The organism is Paracraurococcus lichenis, assembly GCF_030657435.1.
Lineage (GTDB): Bacteria > Pseudomonadota > Alphaproteobacteria > Acetobacterales > Acetobacteraceae > Paracraurococcus > Paracraurococcus lichenis.
Map to the genome: position 1 here is coordinate 1 of NZ_JAUTWS010000629.1, position 217 is coordinate 217.

The 217-nt window shown below is 68.7% G+C and carries 1 protein-coding gene; it reads left to right on the forward strand.

The window, feature by feature from the left end; translation table 11 throughout:
- Window positions 1–28 precede the first annotated feature (28 nt).
- Window positions 29–217: IS66 family insertion sequence element accessory protein TnpB (gene tnpB, locus Q7A36_RS41505; protein WP_305109578.1), on the forward strand; the 189-nt coding region annotated here is incomplete at its 3' end.

Sequence of the window (217 nt, forward strand, 5' to 3'; positions counted from 1 at the left end):
TGGCTGCGGCGCTGGAGGGATGATTGCCTTGCCAGCCGATGCCCGCGTTCTGCTGGCGACCAAGCCTGTTGACTTCCGCCGCGGGGCGCACGCCCTGGCGGCCTTGGCAGCCGAGATGCTGGGCGAGAACCCCTACTCGGGGGTGGTGCTGGTGTTCCGGCCCAAACGTGGCGACAAGGTCAAGATCGTGCACTGGGACGCGAGCGGGCTGGTGCTG